This is a genomic window from Pseudomonas sp. WS 5010 (genome assembly GCF_012985565.1).
Lineage (GTDB): Bacteria > Pseudomonadota > Gammaproteobacteria > Pseudomonadales > Pseudomonadaceae > Aquipseudomonas.
Window position 1 is genome coordinate 689120 of the sequence record NZ_JAAQWQ010000001.1, and the last position, 16725, is coordinate 705844.

Here is a 16725-nt window from a genome sequence, read left to right on the forward strand (position 1 = left end):
CACAGTTCCAAATGTGGGAGCTGGCTTGCCTGCAATGAGGCCCTGACAGTCAACCCCTCCCTACAGGACGACCACCGCCACCAACCCACACACCACGCCCATCAGCATGGTCAACCCGGCCACCGTCACCAGCACCCGCGTGTCGAAATCCTTGCGCAGCATCAACAGCGACGGCAGGCTCACGCTCGGCAGGGTCATCAGCAGTGCCACTGCGGGCCCGGTGCCGAGCCCCAGGGCCATCATGGTCTGTACGATCGGGATTTCGGCGGCAGTCGGAATCACAAACAGGGTGCCGACAATCGCCAGCGGCACCAGCCACAGCAGGCTGTCGGCCATCGCCCCGTCCACATGGGGAAACAACCACACCCGCGCCGCGCCCAACAGCAACACCGCGAGGATGTAGATCGGGATGGTGCTCCAGAACAACTGCCATAAGGTGCGCAGCCAGCGGCTGAGGAAGGGCTGGGTCTCGGCGCCGCTGACGTCGGCCACGGCCTCCAGCGCCACCTGTGGCACCTGCTCGGGGCGGGCGATACGTTGGGCGATCAGGGCGACGCCGATCACCAGGACGATCCCGGCCACCAGCCGCAGGGCGGCAAAATCCCAGCCCAGCACAAAGCCCATGAACACCAGGGTCGCGGGGTTGAGCACTGGGTTGGCCATCCAGAACGCCAGGGCCGCGCCCACCGATACTTGCTGGCGACGCATCCCGGCGGCCACCGGCGCGGCGCAGCAACTGCACATCATGCCCGGCAGGGCGAACAGCCCGCCACGCACCGTGGAGCCTAGCCCGGCGCGGCCGAACAGGCGCAACAGCCAGTCCCGTGGAATCAATACTTGCAGCAACGAACCGAGAATTACCGCCAGCACGGCGGCTTTCCAGATCGCCAGGAAATACACTTGGGCATAGGCCAGGGCCGCCGCCAATGGCGAGCCTTGCTGGTCATTGAGGATCGAGTTGCCGATGCTGTGGCTGTCCGCCGCGACGAACGCCTTGAAGTAGTAGGGTGACCACTTCACGTAATACAGGCCGACGCAGGCCACCAACAGGAACAGCGCCGGCTTCCACCAGAAGGACCAGCCGCGTACAGGGCTGGCAGAGGTGAGGTTAGACATGGTCAAGGTCCGCAGATAAGTCGATAGCGACGCATCATACGCGGTCCCGGTGTCAGGTGTCGGCGCCTGCGTGTGTTGCATCCGGGCAGGTCTGCAAGCCGTTATCCAGCCCTTGCTTGTAGTTGCGGCTGAGCAGGCTGGCCTTGCCGTTCTGCCAGGTCAGGGTCAACACGTACAAGGTGTCGAAATCGCCGCCGGACCAGTCTTCGGTGATGGTGTACTTCTCGCCGACCGCTTCGCTCGCGACCTTGTTGATCAATTCCGGCAGGTAGCCGTGGGACCAGGCGGTATAGATGGTGGAGTTGTGGTACTTGTCCTCCATCAACTCGTCAGCCAGATCGCTGGTGTCGTTGGCCGAAAACTCGATGTTCACCGGCAGCCCGAGTTTGATCGCGCTGGGGCTGATGGTCATCAATGGGCGAATGTAGCTGTAGGAATTGTCGAACTCGCCTTCCTCGACATTGCGCGTCGGGTTGGCCGCGAATACAAAATCGGCGGCGCCGAATTTTTCTGGCAATACGGTGGCCAGGTTCATCGCGCGGTTGAGGCCCTGGCAATTGAGTTGGCCCAGGCCACCCACGGGTTTCTCGCCATGGCGCAGGAACACCAGGGTCTGCACGCCGTTCTTCGGCTCGGCGCTGCTTTCGCGGGCTTCAAAGGCCAGCATCAAGGCGCCACCGACAAACAGTGTCGGCACCAGGAAATAAGCACATTTTCTAAAACGTTTGCCAATGCACAAAGGCTTGATAGTCATTAGGGTTCGAGTCTTCAGTGCGTCGGATCAAGGCTGGAAGGCCCAGCCACAGCGACGCTCCAAGCATCGTGCGGTTTTCCGTGACAGATATGGCGGTATGCCTCCATTCAACCGTTCAAGCGCTTCTAAGAGTACGTCAGGGCGTTTTGGTTCGCTTGGTACAGGAGATTAGCCAGCGGATGTTGCGAATTGAAGACCGATGCAAGCGTGCCGCCGGATGGCTATCATGGGTTTTTCTCACCTTGGGGTATATCGATGATTTCAGCTGCAGCGTTTCCGATTATTACCAAATGGCCAGCCCAGCACCCCGAGCGCCTGCAGCTGTACTCGTTGCCGACGCCCAATGGGGTCAAGGTCTCGATCATGCTCGAAGAGGTGGGCCTGGCGTATGAGGCGCACAAAGTCAGCTTCGACACCCAGGACCAGCTCTCGCCGGAGTTCCTGTCCCTGAACCCCAACAACAAGATCCCGGCGATCATCGACCCCAACGGTCCGGGCGGTGAACCGCTGGCGTTGTTCGAGTCGGGGGCGATCCTGATCTACCTGGCGGAGAAAACCGCGCAACTGCTGCCCCAGGCACCTGCCGCGCGCTACGAAACCCTGCAATGGCTGATGTTCCAGATGGCCGGGATCGGGCCGATGTTCGGCCAGGTTGGCTTCTTCAATAAATTTGCCGGCAAGGCCTACGAAGACAAGCGCCCTCGTGATCGCTACGCGGCTGAAGCCCGGCGCCTGCTGGGCGTCCTGGAAAAACGCCTGCTGGGCCGCAGTTGGATCATGGGCGATGAGTACACCATCGCCGATATCGCGACCTTTCCCTGGATCCGCAACCTGATTGGCTTCTATGAGTCGGGCGATCTGGTGGGCATCAGTGACTTCCCCAATGTGCTGCGCGCGCTGGATGGCTTTGTCGCCCGGCCGGCGGTGATCCGTGGCCTGAATATTCCGAGCTGACCCATGCCGACTTTCGATTTCAAGCAACTGGACGTATTCAGCAGCGTGGCCCTCAAGGGCAACCCACTGGCAGTGGTGCTGGGCGCCGATAGCCTCAGCGACCAGCAGATGGCCGACTTCGCCAAGTGGACCAACCTCAGCGAAACCACGTTCCTGCTGCAACCGCGCGACCCGCGTGCGGATTACCGGGTGCGTATTTTTACCACCGTGCAGGAGCTGCCGTTCGCCGGTCACCCAACCCTGGGCAGTTGCCAGGCGTGGCTGCAAGCCGGTGGCGTGCCCCGGGGCAGCGAAATCATCCAGGAGTGCGAGATTGGCCTGGTGCGCATCCGTCGCCAGGGCGAGGAGCTGGCGTTTATCGCGCCGCCGTTGCTGCGCTCAGGGCCGTTGGATGCCGTGCTGCTGGAGCGTGTACGCCTGGCGCTTAACCTTGAGCCTGAAGCGATTGTGCGCAGCCAATGGGTCGATAACGGCGCCGGCTGGCTGGCGTTGATGTTGCCGGATCGCCAGGCAGTGCTGGACTTGCAGCCGGACTATTCAAAACTGCTCGGGCTGGCGGTGGGCGTGGTTGCCCCGTGCGATCCGACACGCGATGACGTCGATGCGCAGTTCGAAGTGCGTGCGTTTATTGCCGGTGACGGTGCACCCGAGGACCCGGCCACCGGCAGCCTGAATGCGGGCGTCGCGCAATGGCTGCTGAGTGCGGGCCTGGCCCCCAGCCAGTATGTGGTCAGCCAGGGCACGGCCATTGGCCGCGCCGGGCGTATCCGGGTGCAGCAGCAGGGCGATGAGATCTGGATCGGCGGCGCCGTCTCGGTGTGTATCGAAGGCAGCCTGACCCTGTAACGCCGAAAAGCACCTGTGGGGAACGGGCCAGCCCGGTCGCTGCAGGTCACTCGTTGCTGCTGCTTGTTCCGCCTGGGCGCATTGTTACGTGAACGGCAAAACACCGTTATGGCCGCCGTATTTGTGCTCTCGGTCAATCCAGGCATAAGCTTTCGCCTTTAAGCTAGCGGCCTTGCCACTTGCCCTGGCGTTTTTTGTAGGAAATTGTAGGAAAACCCATGTCCAGTCAGTTCCCCGAAGCCCGTTCCCGCCGCCTGCGCCGTTCCCCCGAGCTGCGCAGCCTTTTCCAGGAAACCGAATTCACCCTCAATGACCTGGTATTGCCGATCTTCGTCGAAGAAGAAATCGACGACTTCGTGCCGATTACCAGCATGCCCGGTGTGATGCGCATCCCCGAATCGAAACTGGCCAGTGAAATCGAGCGTTTTGCCCGCGCCGGGATCAAGTCGGTCATGACATTCGGCGTGTCCCATCACCTGGACGCCAGCGGTAGCGATACCTGGAACGAGCGTGGGCTGGTGTCGCGCATGTCGGCGATCTGCAAGGACGCAGTGCCGGAAATGATCGTGATGTCTGACACCTGCTTCTGCGAATACACCGACCACGGTCATTGCGGCGTGATGCACGGCAATGAAGTGGACAACGACCGCACCCTGGCCAACCTGGGCAAGCAAGCGGTGGCGGCAGCCCGTGCCGGTGCCGATGTGATCGCGCCGTCGGCCGCGATGGACGGCCAGGTCCAGGCCATTCGCCGGGCCCTGGACGCGGCCGGGTTCAGCCATATCCCGATCATGGCGTACTCCACCAAATTCGCTTCGGCCCTGTATGGCCCGTTTCGCGAGGCAGGCGGCAGTGCACTGAAGGGCGACCGCAAAAGCTACCAGATGAACCCGATGAATCGCCGCGAAGCCGTGCGCGAATCCTTGCTCGATGAGCAGGAAGGTGCCGACTCGCTGATGGTCAAGCCGGCCGGAGCGTACCTGGACATCATCCGTGACATCCGCGAAGCCTCGCGCTTGCCAGTAGCGGCGTACCAGGTCAGCGGCGAGTACGCGATGATCAAGTTCGGTGCCCAGGCCGGTGCCATTGACGAAGCCCGTGTGGTGCGCGAAACCCTGGGTTCGATCAAGCGTGCCGGTGCGGACCTGATCTTCACCTACTTTGCGATGGACCTGGCGCTCGCCGGTATCTGATCCCGGCGCATGCCGTACTGTGGGGGCCGGCTTGAGGATGCCATCGCGGGCAAGCCCGCTCCTACAGGGATGGGTGTGGGTTTGTGAGATAGTGGGTGCTTTCAGCGACTCACAGGAAACCCCCGCATGTTTTCATCCCGGCTGACTCTGTGCCTGGCCGCCTTACTGGTGCTGGCCGGCTGTTCGACCCAACGCAGCCAGCAACTCCCCGAGCGCAGCGAGGCCGAGGTCAAGGCGCAGATCGTGCGACTGATGCCGGCCAAGGTGCCGGATCGCGCCGGTTGGGCCCAGGATATCTACACGGCACTCGACAGCCAGAAAATCTACCCCAGCACCGAGAATATCTGTGCGGTGCTGGCGGTCACCGAGCAAGAGTCCACCTATCAGGTTGACCCGCCGGTGCCGAGCATGGGCAAGATCGCCCAGGATGAAATCCTCAAGCGCGCGGCCAGGGTGCATGTGCCGGCGGTGCTGGTGCGCACCGCGCTGCAACTGCGCTCGCCCACGGGCAAGTCCTACGCCGAACGCCTGAACGCCGCGCGAACCGAGAAGGACCTGAGTGGGATCTTTGACGACTTTATCGGCACCGTGCCGTTGGGCCGTACCTTGTTTGGCAGTTTCAACCCAGTGCATACCGCAGGCCCGATGCAGGTGAGCATTGCCTTCGCCGAGCAGCAGGCGCGCAATTATCCTTACACCGTAGACGGGAGCATTCGCCGCGAAGTGTTCACCCGGCGTGGCGGCATGTACTTCGGTATTGCCCATTTGCTGGGTTATCCGGTGAGCTACGAGCAGCCGCTGTACCGCTTTGCCGACTTCAACGCCGGTTGGTACGCCAGCCGCAATGCCGCGTTCCAGGCCGCAGTCAGCCGCGCTTCCGGTACCCGCCTGGCGCTGGATGGCGATTTGATCCGCTATGGCTCGATCATGCCCAGCACCACGGAGTTGGCGGTGCGCTCACTGGGCAAGAAGCTGGACATGCGCAACCCGAGCATTCGCAGCCAGTTGGAGCAGGGCGATCGCCTGGACTTTGAACAGACCACCCTGTACCAGCGGGTATTTGCCCTGGCCGAAAAAGCCGAAGGCAAGCCGCTGCCACGGGCGATCCTGCCGGGGATTGTGCTCAAGAGCCCGAAGATCACCCGCAACCTCACCACGGCCTGGTTCGCCAAGCGCGTGGATGAGCGTTACCAGCGCTGCATGAAGCGTTGAGGTCAGGGGCGGCGCTTGACTAGCTTGCGCCACAGCCAGACCCACAGCCACAACACCGGGAACGCGAGGATCACGAACGGTAGCACGTAGCTGGAGCGTTCCAGGGCATCGGCGGTGCCGTCGACCAGGTTGTCGCCCAGGTTGCCGAACATCCGCGCAAAACGTGATTGCTGATGCTCGCCGTCGGATGGACTGAAGTTCAGGGTCACGCGGTTGGTGTCCAGGCGCCGCTGCTGGCCGGCGGCGATCTGCGCCAGCTCCTGCAGCTCGTTTTCGATGGCGGCCTGTTCCTTGGTGAGGGTGATCAGGTCGCCTACGGTGATGTCCTTGCGTGCGGCCAGTTCATCCAGGCGCTTTTGCTGGGCCTGCAAACGTTGCTGGCGGCGGCGCACATCGGCCACTGCGTCGGCCAGGTCTTCGGCGCTGGTGATGCGCTGGCCCAGTTGCCCGCCCTCGGCCGCCATCTTCACCAAGGGTTCGACCCCGCTGGGGGCGATGCGCAACACGATCATGCCGCCGTCGCTGTTTTCTTCGATACGCAGGATATTGCAGGCGCCGAACTGTGCCGACTCGCAGGCTTGGCGGGTGGCCTGCATGCGCGGCGCGAGCAGCGCCAGCGGCATCGCCAGACTCAACTCGTGTTCATAGGCCAGCAGCGCGCCGGCCCGGCCCTGTTCACCATTGATTGGCGTGCCTTCGGAATATTCCTTGGGCGAACAGCCGCCGAGCAGCAGGGCGGCCAATAACATCAACGCAGTAGATCTGCCTTCCAGGTGGCGCATTACGGTTCCTTCACTGTGCGGGATAAATGCGCGGCGATTAAAGCCGGTTTGCCCGGCGAACGCAAAGCAAGCGCAGGCTTATCGGCCCAGATTTCCCCGGTTGATCATGCTGGCCGCATCGAGCGATGCAGGTTAAACCTCATGCCCGGTCACAAGGAAGATCCACCATGACGAACGTCCCTGAAGGTTTTGCTCCCTTAACCCGCAGCAGCCCGCTCCTGGATCTACTGGGCCCGGTGTATTGCCGTGGTGAGGGCCTACGGCTGCAACTGGGCCTGCGCGCCGACAACCGCCATGCCAATGGGCGCGGTACGGTGCACGGTGGTGTATTGGCAACCCTGGCGGATGTCGGCATGGGCTACGCCATGGCGTTTTCCAGCGACCCACCGGTGCCGTTGATTACCGCCAGCATGACCCTTGATTATCTGGGGGCGGTACAGGTCGGCGAGTGGATCGAGGTGCAGCTGGAGCATCACAAGCGCGGGCGGCAGATGGCGTTTGCCACGGTCAGCTTGCAGGTGGGGGAGAAGGTGGTGGTGCGGGCCAATGCGGTGTTTGCCGTGCCGCAATCCAATTGACGATAGAGATCTAACGTGGGAGCTGGCTTGCCTGCGATAGCGGTGGGGCAGTCACCGGCAGCATTGACTGTTACACCGCTATCGCAGGCAAGCCAGCTCCTACATTGGACGGTGTTCGCCAATCAAAATAGGCAAAAAAAGGCCCGGCTTTTCGTGGAGCCGGGCCTTTTTCATGTTGCTCGTTGAATCAGTCGCGCTCAAGGGCCAATGCCACGCCCTGGCCGCCGCCGATGCACAAGGTCGCGAGGCCTTTCTTGGCATCGCGCTTGATCATTTCATGCAGCAGGGTCACCAGCACCCGACAGCCTGATGCGCCAATCGGATGGCCGATGGCAATCGCGCCGCCGTTGACGTTGACCTTGGCCGCGTCCCACTCCAGTTCCTTGCCCACTGCCAGCGCTTGCGCGGCGAAGGCTTCGTTGGCTTCGATCAGGTCCAGGTCGGCCAACTGCCAGCCGGCCTTGTCCAGGCAGCGACGGGTTGCAGACACCGGGCCAATGCCCATGATCGCCGGGTCGACGCCCGCGTTGGCGTAGCTGGCGATACGCGCCAGCACTGGCAGGCCGAGAGCCTTGGCTTTATCGGCACTCATCAGCAGCACGGCGGCGGCGCCGTCATTGAGGCTCGACGCGTTACCGGCGGTGACGCTGCCGTCTTTCTTGAAGGCGGGCTTGAGCTTGCCCAGGGACTCGGCGGTGGTACCGGCGCGGGGTTGTTCGTCCACGCTAAAGGCAATCGGGTCGCCCTTGCGCTGGGGAATCAGGATCGGCGTGATTTCATCGGCAAAGCGCCCGGCTTCAATCGCCGCGGCCGCTTTTTGCTGGGAGGCGGCGGCGAAGGCATCCTGGGCTTCACGGCTGATACCGTACTTGTCCACCAGGTTCTCGGCGGTGATGCCCATGTGATAGTCGTTGAACGCATCCCACAGGCCGTCGGTGATCATGCTGTCGACCATCTTCGCGTGCCCCATGCGCAGGCCGGTGCGGGCCGCGGGCAGCACGTAGGGGGCCAGGCTCATGTTTTCCATGCCGCCGGCGATGATCACTTCGGCATCACCGCAACGGATGGCCTGAGCGCCCAGGTGCAAGGCCTTGAGGCCCGAGCCGCAGACCTTGTTCAAGGTCAGGCTCGGCACCGCGTGGGGCAGCCCGGCGAGGATCGACGCCTGGCGCGCCGGGTTCTGGCCGGAGCCTGCGGTCAGCACTTGGCCGAGGATCACTTCGTCCACTTGTGCAGGGTCCAGGCCGGTCTGCTCCAGCAGGCGGCGGATCACGGCGGCGCCCAGTTCCGGTGCCGGGATGCCGGCCAGGGCCCCTTGAAAGCTGCCCACGGCGGTGCGGGTGGCAGCAACAATCACGACGTCTTGCATGGAATCTGTCCTCACTGGAAGTGCATTTCTGGAACGTGGTCCGGGACGATCAGTTTACCGGCGGTCTTGCTCACAATCTCTTCCACGCTGACGCCAGGTGCGCGTTCCTTGAGGACGAAAGCGCCATTTTCGATTTCCAGGTAGGCCAAGTCCGTCAGCACGCGCTTGATACAGTTGGCACCGGTCAGCGGCAGGCTGCACTGGCTGAGCAACTTGGACTCACCGTCCTTGGAGGCGTGGGTCATGATCACGATGATGTTTTCTGCACCGGCCACCAGGTCCATGGCGCCGCCCATGCCCTTGACCAGCTTGCCGGGGATCATCCACGAGGCGATGTTGCCGTGCACGTCCACTTCAAAGGCGCCGAGCACCGTGAGGTCAACGTGGCCGCCGCGAATCATCGCGAAGGATTCGGCCGAGGAGAAGATCGACGCGCCGATACGTGCGGTGACGGTCTGCTTGCCGGCGTTGATCATGTCGGCATCGATGGTGTCTTCGGTAGGAAACGGTCCCATGCCCAGCAGGCCGTTTTCCGATTGCAGCATCACTTCCATGCCTTCGGGAATGTAGTTGGCCACCAGGGTCGGGATGCCGATGCCGAGGTTGACGTAGAAGCCGTCCTGCATTTCGCGGGCGACGCGTTGAGCCATTTGTTCGCGGGTAAGAGCCATTTTATGAGTCCTTATTGTTCGGGCTGGAGGCAGATTATTTGCGGACAGTGCGCTGTTCGATGCGCTTCTCGAAGGTGCCGCAGATAATCCGGTCGACGTAGATGCCAGGGGTGTGGATCTGCGCCGGGTCCAGCTCGCCCGGTTCGACGATTTCCTCGACTTCGACCACCGTGATCTTGCCGGCGGTGGCGGCCAGCGGGTTGAAGTTCTGGGCGGTGTGGCGGTAGATCACGTTGCCGAAATGGTCGGCTTTCCAACCTTTGACGATGGCGAAGTCGCCGGTGATGGATTCTTCCATCAGGTATGGGCGCCCGTTGAATTCACGGGTTTCCTTGCCTTCGGCGACGGGCGTGCCAACACCTGTGGCGGTAAAGAACGCTGGAATGCCGGCGCCGCCTGCGCGCATTTTTTCCGCGAGGGTGCCTTGGGGCGTGAGCACCACTTCGATTTCACCGCTGAGCAGTTGCTTCTCGAACAGGGCGTTTTCACCGACGTAGGAGGCGATGACCTTGCTGATCTGTTTTTCTTCGAGCAATACACCCAGGCCGAAGCCGTCGACGCCGCAGTTGTTGGAAACTACCGTGAGGTCGCGGGTGCCTTTGCGCTTGATTTCGGCGATGAGGTTTTCTGGGATGCCGCACAAGCCAAAACCACCGGAGAGTACGGTCATGCCGTCTTCCAGGCCTGCCAGCGCTTCTTCATAGGACGCCACGCGTTTATCGAAACCTGCCATATGCACCTCTTTTATTGTTTGTGGTCCAGCCAGTGAACCGAGTGTTGCGCCGGGGGATTGATTTGTTAAGTTGTTTTTTAAGGTTGATTGATTTAAAAAACAGCACAATTATCCGGCCATTGGAGCAGCGTTATGACAGTTAAACAGATGCGGGCCTTCCTTGCCGTGGCCCAGACCTTGAGTTTTGCCGCCGCCTGTGAGCGCCTGCATTTGTCCCAGTCGGCCTTGAGCCTGACTATCAAAGGCCTGGAGGAAGGCCTGGGCGGGCGGCTGTTCAGCCGTAATACGCGCAACGTCGCGCTGACCCCGGAAGGCGAATCCCTGCTGCCCCTGGCCCGGCGCTTGATTGCCGACTGGGACAATGCCGAGGATGAACTACGCCAGCGCTTCACCCTGCAGCGCGGGCGAGTGACGGTGGCGGCTATGCCGTCGTTTGCCGGCAACCTGCTGCCGCCGATCCTGAAGATCTTTCGCGCGCGGTTTCCCCAGGTCAATGTCACGGTGCACGACCTGATCAACGAACAGGTCCTGGAAATGGTCCGCGATCGCCAGGTCGAGTTGGGTGTGGCATTTGAACCTTCATCGGGATCGTCGTTGGCCTTTACCCCGCTGTACCTGGACCGCTTTGTCGCGGTAGTGCCCGGTGACTCAACGCTGGCACACATGACCGAGATCGATTGGAAAACCCTGCTGGCACAACCCTTCATTACCTTGCAGCGGCCTTCGACGGTAAGGGTGATGTTGGAAGAGCACCTGGGTGCCTTGCAGATGAAGCTGCCGGTGGCATTGGAAAGCCATCAATTGGCGACGGTGGGCAAGATGGTCGCCAGCGGCCTGGGCGTCAGCGCCGTGCCAGCATTGTGCGCGCAGCAGATGGAAGAGGCAGGTGCCCGTTGCATCACCTTGTGTGATCCCGTGATCGAGCGGCCGATTGGGGTGCTGACCAAGCCAGGACATGAGCTGTCGGCGGCGGCGCAGGCACTGTTTGATATCTTCAGGGGCGAAGCGCAGAAGGGGCGATTCCCGGGGATTTAAGTCAACACAAACAAATGTGGGAGCTGGCTTGCCAGCGATAGCTATCTAACATTCAACAACTCTGTTGATCGTTAAACGGTTATCCCAAGCAAACCAGCTCCCACAAAGGTCTAGTTATTCTTAGTAGTAGCGGTCAATCACTTTAACTTGCGAGTTGTCCTTGAACGACTCCCAGGCATTGTTAAGTGTATCGAAGACCTGCTCAATAAAGTTGCGATCGGCAGCGGCCTTTTTACCGACATAACCCTGGCCGCGGCGGTACATCTTCAGGCGCGCCGCCAGTTCACGGTTATTGCGGTCGAACTCGGCTTCTTCGGTATGGGGCGCCAGGCAGTCAATTTGCACTTCGCCCGATTTACCAATCCACAGGATATGGTCGTCGAGTGTGTCTTTCTGCGCTGCGAACATCTCAGCCAATTCATCGATAGTTGGTTGGTTGTTCAGATTCATGTGTAAGCCCCTTGACCAGTTGGCGATCTTCAGTTGATTCGTTAATCCACGTTAGTTGTCTCCGGTTGCGAAAACCGGGCGTCAGAAACGGTCTGCCAAATACGGGCAGGGTCTTGAACCTGATGCATGTAGTGTTTCTGATGAACTGCTACGCAATGGTTTCATAACGAAGACAAGCAGCATTTGAGCTTCTTGTACCGATCCTTTCGGGCCGGTCAGCTTCATCAATCTGCCTTGTGGGCAGTGCACATCCGGAAAAACAGCTCGGCGGTCAGACGAGCTTGTTCAAAACGCGTGTTACCAACGCTCCCGATCCGGGAGACGCTTGAATCATGCAAGGTCAAAATGGTTACGTCAACGGTTATGTAGTGATTATTTTTGATCACTACATATTTTTTGCAGAAGAGAGGGCGGTCTGGGAAAAGGTGACTTGGGCGTCATTTTTTGTGCCGGGGAGTCGGGGTAAGCATGGCGATGCTGGACCCTTCCAGTGATCTAATGTGGGAGCGGGCTTGCTCGCGATAGCGGTGGATTAGTCAGTAATTTTTTTGACTGATCCACCGCTATCGCGAGCAAGCCCGCTCCCACATAAGCCTGTGTTCACATTGGCTTCGAGGTGTTTTGGTAAATGCTATTCGCCGCGGATGTACTGTTCCAATTGCTGGATAAGGGCAGCCTGTTCAGCGATGGCTTCCTTGACCAGGTCGCCAATGGACAGCAGGCCCAGCAGTTCTCCGCCTTCCACCACGGGCAGGTGGCGCAGGTGGCCGTCAGTCATGATACCCATGCAGTCTTCGACGCTTTTGTGGGTGTCCACGGTGATTGCCGGTGAACTCATCACCTGGTGGACCTGTGTGCTCGTCGAGGACAGTCCATGGAGAATCAGTTTACGCGCGTAGTCGCGCTCACTGATGATGCCAACGACCTTGTCGTCCTTGACCACCGGCAAAGCGCCGACGTTCTTCGCTGCCATCACCACCAGCGCCTCAAACACGGTGTGGTTCCACTGGATGGTATGGACTTCCTGATTCTTCTGGTCCTTGGACTTGAGCAACTGTGCGACGGTCTTCATGGTGGCCACCCCGGTTTTGTTATTAGGCAGTTCCTACAGAATCCTAGACCGCCGGCGCCAGAGCAAGACCTAAAGCGGCGTATATCCGCTTGAAAAGCGTCATTACCCGACTTTTTTCGGTATTTCAGCCCTTGTTTGCCGGTTTTGCCACCCGTTTCGGGCTGGCGCCGGCCTTGCGTTTGGCCGGCTTGCGTTTGTTTTTCCAGGGGGTGGCGCCACGGCCTGCCGGGCTGGCCGGGCCGCTGATGGTCATTTGCATACCATTGCAGCGGGCCACTTGCTTGCTCATCCAGGCCGCCTGCTTGGCGACAAACTCTTCCAGGCTCATCTCACCGCTTTGCACCATGTCCAGGGCCTGCTCCCAAATCGCCGTGGTGCCGGGGTCGGCAATCGCCCTGGGCACCGCGTCGATAAGGCTGAAGGCCGCCGGTGTGGCAGACAGTGCCTTGCCGTTTTTCACCAGGTAACCACGGTCCAGCAGGCCCTGGATGATTCCGGCCCGCGTCGCCTCGGTGCCGATGCCGGTGGTGTCCTTGAGCTTTTGCTTGAGCAACGGGTCCTCCACCAGTTTGGCGACGTTCTTCATCGCCTTGATCAGGTCGCCTTCGGTGAAAGGCTTGGGCGGTTGGGTCCACAGGTCCTTGAGGTTGACCTTCGCCACTGCATAATCCTGGCCCTGCACCAACGCTGGCAAAGGCTGTGGCGCCGGCGCCTCGCGGCCCTTGCTGGGCGCCAGGGCTTCGGGCAAGGCGCGCTTCCAGCCCGGCTCCACCACCACTTTGCCTACCGCGCGCAGGGCTTCACCGGCACAGTCGAAATCCGCCTGGGTGCGGTCGTATTCGTGGTTGGGCAGAAACTGCGCCAGGTAACGGGCGCGGACCAAGGTGTAGACGGCGCGGTGCTTGCCGGTCAGTTGCGCGAGGTCCTTGCCGGCCCCAGTGGGGATGATGCCGTGGTGGGCGCTGACCTTGGCGTCGTTCCACGCGCGGGAGCGGCGTTGCGCATCGAGGTGTGGCATCAGCGCATTTACCGCCGGGTCGGCGCGGCCCAGTGCCGCGAGAATTGTCGCCGCGTCGCCATGCTGGCTCACGGGCAGGTAGCCGCAGTCGCTGCGTGGGTAGGTGATGACCTTGTGGGTTTCGTAGAGGGACTGGGCGATATCCAGGGTTTCCTGGGCGCCGAGGCCGAGTTTCTTCGAGCAGATCTCCTGCAGTGTGCCCAGGTCAAAGGGCAGCGGTGCCACTTCGCGCATGCGTTCGGTGCGCAGCTTCACCAGGCGCGCGCTGGCTGCGTTGCTCATCGCCGTTGCCGCCTGCTGTGCCCGCTCCGGGTTGAGGCAGCGGCCCTGATCGTCACAGAGATCGTCGGCGGCGCGCCATTGCGCGATAAAGCGCATCTGCTGGTCCAGCAGTTCGACGTCGATTGCCCAGTAAGCCACCGGGACGAAGTCGGCAATGCTGCGGTCGCGGTCCACCACCAGGCGCAGGGTCGGGGTTTGCACCCGGCCCACTGGCAATACGCCCTGATAGCCGGACTGGCGGCCGAGCAGGGTAAACAGGCGACTCATGTTCATGCCGATCAGCCAGTCGGCACGGGAGCGGCCCAGGGCCGAATGGTAGAGGCTGAAGGTGTCTGCGCCAGGCTTCAACGAGGCCAGGGCCTTGCGGATCGAGGCATCATCCAGAGCCGACAGCCACAGGCGCTGGATCGGCCCGCGATAGCGGCAATGCTCCACCAGCTCCCGGGCGATCATCTCACCCTCGCGGTCGGCATCGGTGGCAATCACCAATTCCCGGGCTTCCCCGAGCAGGCGCTTGACCGCCTTGTACTGGTTGGCGGTCTTGGGCTTGACCGTCATCTTCCATTTTTCCGGGACGATGGGCAGGTCGGCCAGCACCCAGCGCTTGTACTTGGCGTCGTAGGCATCGGGCGGGGCGGTTTCCAGCAGGTGGCCGATGCACCAGGTGACGGTGACGTCGGTTCCCAGCCAGCAACCGTCGCCCCGGCGCCGGGCGCCGAGCACGGCCGCGATATCCTTGGCCTGGGAGGGTTTTTCACAGAGGAACAGCCGCATGCTCAGCCCATTCGTTACACAGTTGAATGGAGAGCAGGATGGGCAAAAGAAGGGAATTGAGCAACCTTTATCTGTATGGATATACAGCAATTTGTGTGGGCACCGGCAACCCAATGTGGGAGCGGGCTTGCCCGCGATGACGGTGTGCCAGTCACTGCATCCATTGACTGACCCGCCATCGCGAGCAAGCCCGCTCCCACAAGGGATCTACAGGCTTTGCGGGATATTAGTTTTTATCCAGATCCACATTCTTGGTTTCCTTCAGGCACAGCAGCCCGACGATCAGGCTCACCCCGGTAATCACCACCGGGTACCACAGCCCGTAGAAAATATCGCCGGTGTACACCACCAGGGCAAACGACACGGTTGGCAGGAACCCGCCAAACCAGCCGTTACCGATGTGGTAGGGCAGCGACATGGACGTGTAGCGGATGCGCGTCGGGAACAGTTCCACCATCAGCGCGGCCAGCGGGCCGTAGCACATCGCGGCGATCAGGATCAGGGCGACGATCAGCACCACCACCATGGTTTTGTTGACCTGGGCCACGTCCGCCGATTTCGGGTAGCCAGCCAGGGTCACGGCGCCGTGCAGGGCGTCTTCGTCGTAGCCGTCGATGCGCACATCGCCGATGCTCACTTGCACCGCGCTGCCGGCAGGTGCGGCTTCGCTGCTGTAGGGCAGGCCCTGTTTGACCAGGAAGGTCTTGACCTTGTCGCATGGGCTGTCAAAGCGCGCCTTGCCCACCGGGTCGAACTGGAAGGTGCAGGTGGCCGGGTCCGCCAGTACGGTGATCGGGGCCTGGCGGCTGGCCTGGTCCATGGCCGGGTTGGTGTAGTGGGCCAGGCCCTTGAAGATCGGGAAGTACAGGGCGGTGGCCAGCAGCAGGCCGACCATCAGTACTGGCTTGCGCCCCCATTTGTCCGAGAGCCAGCCGAAGAAAATAAAGAACGGCGCGCCAATCACCACGCTGATGATCAGCAGCATATTGGCCAGGGCCGGGTCCATCTTCAGGAACTGGGTCAGGAAGAACAGCACGTAGAACTGCGCGGCGTAGAAGGTCACGGCCTGGCCGGCGTTGATGCTGAACAGTGCAATCAACACCACCTTGAGGTTTTCCCAGTTGCCGAATGACTCGCGGATCGGCGCCTTGCTGGCCTTGCCTTCCTCTTTCATTTTCAGGAACGCGGGCGATTCGTGCAGGCTCATGCGGATCCAGGTGGAAATCCCCAGCAGCACGATGGACAGCAGGAACGGCAGGCGCCAGCCCCAGACTTCAAACTGATCGCCAGTGAAGTAACGACAGGCCAGCACCACCAGCAACGACAGCAGCAGGCCGAGGGTGGCGGTGGATTGAATCCAACTGGTGTGGAAGCCGCGTTTGCCGGCCGGGGCGTGCTCGGCGACATAGGTCGCGGCGCCACCGTATTCACCGCCCAGGGCCAGGCCCTGGAGCATGCGCAGCACCACGAGGATGATCGGCGCAGCGATGCCGATGCTGGCGTAGGTGGGCAACAGGCCTACGCAGAAAGTCGCCACGCCCATCAGGATGATGGTGGCGAGGAAGGTGTACTTGCGTCCGATCATGTCCCCCAGGCGGCCGAATACCAGCGCGCCGAACGGCCGCACCACAAAACCGGCGGCAAAGGCCATCAAGGCGAAGATAAAGGCCGTGGTGTCGTTGACCCCGGCAAAAAATTGCTTACTGATCACCGCCGCGAGGGCGCCATAGAGGAAAAAGTCATACCACTCGAACACCGTCCCCAGGGACGAGGCGAAGATGACCTTTTGCGACTCCTTGCTGGAGACAGTGGCGCCAGGAGTGGCGTCCAGGGGTTGAGCACGTTCTGACATGGGGTAGCCCTCACAGTGATTATTTATTGTTGTT

The 16725-nt window shown here is 61.3% G+C and carries 17 protein-coding genes; 7 read left to right on the top strand and 10 right to left on the bottom strand.

Annotated features, from left to right (window positions below; all coding sequences use genetic code 11):
- Positions 1 to 60 precede the first annotated feature (60 nt).
- A complete protein-coding gene (locus tag HBO11_RS03295) occupies positions 61 to 1116 on the bottom strand; it encodes a permease (protein WP_169956190.1) in 1056 nt (351 codons plus the stop codon).
- Positions 1117 to 1168: 52 nt separating this feature from the next.
- The gene (locus tag HBO11_RS03300) at positions 1169 to 1870 is read right to left on the bottom strand and encodes a histidine phosphatase family protein (protein WP_169956188.1); all 702 of its coding nucleotides are present in this window, start codon (positions 1868 to 1870) and stop codon (positions 1169 to 1171) included.
- 255 nt (positions 1871 to 2125) lie between these two features.
- Here HBO11_RS03300 and HBO11_RS03305 point away from each other — a divergent pair, with 255 nt between their 5' ends.
- The 4 genes from HBO11_RS03305 to HBO11_RS03320 all read left to right on the top strand — a co-directional run bounded on the left by HBO11_RS03305 (position 2126) and on the right by HBO11_RS03320 (position 6075).
- Positions 2126 to 2824 carry a glutathione S-transferase N-terminal domain-containing protein gene (locus HBO11_RS03305; RefSeq protein ID WP_169956187.1) on the top strand — a complete coding sequence of 233 codons (699 nt, stop codon included), beginning with the start codon at positions 2126 to 2128 and terminating at the stop codon, positions 2822 to 2824.
- Between the two features lie 3 nt (positions 2825 to 2827).
- Entirely contained in the window at positions 2828 to 3670 is an 843-nt protein-coding gene (locus HBO11_RS03310; RefSeq protein WP_169956185.1) for a PhzF family phenazine biosynthesis protein, read from the top strand.
- 218 nt (positions 3671 to 3888) lie between these two features.
- Positions 3889 to 4863 (top strand): porphobilinogen synthase, encoded by a 975-nt coding sequence (gene hemB / locus HBO11_RS03315; protein ID WP_057959111.1) that lies wholly within the window; start codon positions 3889 to 3891, stop codon positions 4861 to 4863.
- A 126-nt stretch (positions 4864 to 4989) separates the two neighbouring features.
- A complete protein-coding gene (locus HBO11_RS03320; RefSeq protein WP_169956184.1) occupies positions 4990 to 6075 on the top strand; it encodes a DUF1615 domain-containing protein in 1086 nt (361 codons plus the stop codon).
- 2 nt (positions 6076 to 6077) lie between these two features.
- Here the strand turns inward: HBO11_RS03320 and HBO11_RS03325 are convergent, their stop codons facing one another.
- Positions 6078 to 6857: a DUF4349 domain-containing protein gene (locus HBO11_RS03325; protein ID WP_169956182.1), complete on the bottom strand. Its 780-nt coding sequence runs from the start codon at positions 6855 to 6857 to the stop codon at positions 6078 to 6080.
- Positions 6858 to 7024: 167 nt separating this feature from the next.
- Here HBO11_RS03325 and HBO11_RS03330 point away from each other — a divergent pair, with 167 nt between their 5' ends.
- The gene (locus HBO11_RS03330) at positions 7025 to 7435 is read left to right on the top strand and encodes a PaaI family thioesterase (protein WP_169956181.1); all 411 of its coding nucleotides are present in this window, start codon (positions 7025 to 7027) and stop codon (positions 7433 to 7435) included.
- Positions 7436 to 7622: 187 nt separating this feature from the next.
- Here HBO11_RS03330 and HBO11_RS03335 read toward each other — a convergent pair whose 3' ends face one another.
- From HBO11_RS03335 to HBO11_RS03345, 3 genes are read right to left on the bottom strand one after another with little or no spacing between them, the layout of a single operon-like run.
- Positions 7623 to 8804 carry an acetyl-CoA C-acetyltransferase gene (locus HBO11_RS03335; protein ID WP_169956179.1) on the bottom strand — a complete coding sequence of 394 codons (1182 nt, stop codon included), beginning with the start codon at positions 8802 to 8804 and terminating at the stop codon, positions 7623 to 7625.
- An 11-nt stretch (positions 8805 to 8815) separates the two neighbouring features.
- Entirely contained in the window at positions 8816 to 9475 is a 660-nt protein-coding gene (locus tag HBO11_RS03340) for a CoA transferase subunit B (RefSeq protein WP_027603173.1), read from the bottom strand.
- Positions 9476 to 9509: 34 nt separating this feature from the next.
- Complete coding sequence (locus HBO11_RS03345; RefSeq protein ID WP_010211319.1) at positions 9510 to 10208, bottom strand: CoA transferase subunit A; 699 nt, start codon at positions 10206 to 10208, stop codon at positions 9510 to 9512.
- A 132-nt stretch (positions 10209 to 10340) separates the two neighbouring features.
- Between HBO11_RS03345 and HBO11_RS03350 the strand changes: the two genes are divergently transcribed.
- Positions 10341 to 11243 (top strand): LysR family transcriptional regulator, encoded by a 903-nt coding sequence (locus tag HBO11_RS03350; protein WP_169956177.1) that lies wholly within the window; start codon positions 10341 to 10343, stop codon positions 11241 to 11243.
- Between the two features lie 120 nt (positions 11244 to 11363).
- On the opposite strand, the gene HBO11_RS03355 is transcribed toward HBO11_RS03350, so the two are convergent.
- Positions 11364 to 11693 carry a hypothetical protein gene (locus tag HBO11_RS03355; protein ID WP_029296579.1) on the bottom strand — a complete coding sequence of 110 codons (330 nt, stop codon included), beginning with the start codon at positions 11691 to 11693 and terminating at the stop codon, positions 11364 to 11366.
- A gap of 332 nt (positions 11694 to 12025) precedes the next feature.
- Between HBO11_RS03355 and HBO11_RS03360 the strand changes: the two genes are divergently transcribed.
- Entirely contained in the window at positions 12026 to 12187 is a 162-nt protein-coding gene (locus tag HBO11_RS03360; protein WP_169956119.1) for a hypothetical protein, read from the top strand.
- 137 nt (positions 12188 to 12324) lie between these two features.
- Here the strand turns inward: HBO11_RS03360 and HBO11_RS03365 are convergent, their stop codons facing one another.
- The 3 genes from HBO11_RS03365 to HBO11_RS03375 form a co-directional block, all read right to left on the bottom strand.
- Entirely contained in the window at positions 12325 to 12765 is a 441-nt protein-coding gene (locus HBO11_RS03365) for a CBS domain-containing protein (RefSeq protein ID WP_169956176.1), read from the bottom strand.
- 124 nt (positions 12766 to 12889) lie between these two features.
- Entirely contained in the window at positions 12890 to 14839 is a 1950-nt protein-coding gene (locus HBO11_RS03370) for a DNA topoisomerase III (protein ID WP_169956174.1), read from the bottom strand.
- 226 nt (positions 14840 to 15065) lie between these two features.
- Entirely contained in the window at positions 15066 to 16691 is a 1626-nt protein-coding gene (locus HBO11_RS03375) for an MFS transporter (RefSeq protein WP_169956173.1), read from the bottom strand.
- Between the last annotated feature and the right edge of the window lie 34 nt (positions 16692 to 16725).

Excerpts from the sequence above, each read along its gene's own strand:
- HBO11_RS03295 (WP_169956190.1), bottom strand. The coding sequence starts at position 1,116 with ATGTCTAACCTCACCTCTGCCAGCCCTGTACGCGGCTGGTCCTTCTGG.
- HBO11_RS03300 (WP_169956188.1), bottom strand. The coding sequence starts at position 1,870 with ATGACTATCAAGCCTTTGTGCATTGGCAAACGTTTTAGAAAATGTGCT.
- HBO11_RS03305 (WP_169956187.1), top strand. The coding sequence starts at position 2,126 with ATGATTTCAGCTGCAGCGTTTCCGATTATTACCAAATGGCCAGCCCAG.
- HBO11_RS03310 (WP_169956185.1), top strand. The coding sequence starts at position 2,828 with ATGCCGACTTTCGATTTCAAGCAACTGGACGTATTCAGCAGCGTGGCC.
- hemB (WP_057959111.1), top strand. The coding sequence starts at position 3,889 with ATGTCCAGTCAGTTCCCCGAAGCCCGTTCCCGCCGCCTGCGCCGTTCC.
- HBO11_RS03320 (WP_169956184.1), top strand. The coding sequence starts at position 4,990 with ATGTTTTCATCCCGGCTGACTCTGTGCCTGGCCGCCTTACTGGTGCTG.
- HBO11_RS03325 (WP_169956182.1), bottom strand. The coding sequence starts at position 6,857 with ATGCGCCACCTGGAAGGCAGATCTACTGCGTTGATGTTATTGGCCGCC.
- HBO11_RS03330 (WP_169956181.1), top strand. The coding sequence starts at position 7,025 with ATGACGAACGTCCCTGAAGGTTTTGCTCCCTTAACCCGCAGCAGCCCG.
- HBO11_RS03335 (WP_169956179.1), bottom strand. The coding sequence starts at position 8,804 with ATGCAAGACGTCGTGATTGTTGCTGCCACCCGCACCGCCGTGGGCAGC.
- HBO11_RS03340 (WP_027603173.1), bottom strand. The coding sequence starts at position 9,475 with ATGGCTCTTACCCGCGAACAAATGGCTCAACGCGTCGCCCGCGAAATG.
- HBO11_RS03345 (WP_010211319.1), bottom strand. The coding sequence starts at position 10,208 with ATGGCAGGTTTCGATAAACGCGTGGCGTCCTATGAAGAAGCGCTGGCA.
- HBO11_RS03350 (WP_169956177.1), top strand. The coding sequence starts at position 10,341 with ATGACAGTTAAACAGATGCGGGCCTTCCTTGCCGTGGCCCAGACCTTG.
- HBO11_RS03355 (WP_029296579.1), bottom strand. The coding sequence starts at position 11,693 with ATGAATCTGAACAACCAACCAACTATCGATGAATTGGCTGAGATGTTC.
- HBO11_RS03360 (WP_169956119.1), top strand. The coding sequence starts at position 12,026 with ATGCAAGGTCAAAATGGTTACGTCAACGGTTATGTAGTGATTATTTTT.
- HBO11_RS03365 (WP_169956176.1), bottom strand. The coding sequence starts at position 12,765 with ATGAAGACCGTCGCACAGTTGCTCAAGTCCAAGGACCAGAAGAATCAG.
- HBO11_RS03370 (WP_169956174.1), bottom strand. The coding sequence starts at position 14,839 with ATGCGGCTGTTCCTCTGTGAAAAACCCTCCCAGGCCAAGGATATCGCG.
- HBO11_RS03375 (WP_169956173.1), bottom strand. The coding sequence starts at position 16,691 with ATGTCAGAACGTGCTCAACCCCTGGACGCCACTCCTGGCGCCACTGTC.